Source organism: Bacteroides sp. HMSC067B03, from assembly GCF_001811315.1.
In the GTDB taxonomy this organism is placed as follows: domain Bacteria; phylum Bacteroidota; class Bacteroidia; order Bacteroidales; family Bacteroidaceae; genus Bacteroides; species Bacteroides faecis.
In genome coordinates this window covers 83,235-83,556 of record NZ_KV804514.1, presented here as the reverse complement: position 1 = coordinate 83,556, position 322 = coordinate 83,235, and positions in this window count along the sequence as shown.

Genomic DNA, 322 nt, shown 5'->3' with positions numbered 1-322 from the left:
TCAAATTAGTATCTTTGAGCCATTGAATACAGCTTCTTCAATTGTACCGTCTAAGTCTATCAGTTGTGATTTGCTTTCAAATTAGTATCTTTGAGCCATTGAATACAGCTATTCAAGAAAAACTTGAATTAGCTTATCAGTTGTGATTTGCTTTCAAATTAGTATCTTTGAGCCATTGAATACAGCCTTTCCTGATGTGTCCAGACCGCCGATATAGTTGTGATTTGCTTTCAAATTAGTATCTTTGAGCCATTGAATACAGCCTAAGAAAACCACAAAGGATGATAAAGGTGTTGTGATTTGCTTTCAAATTAGTATCTTT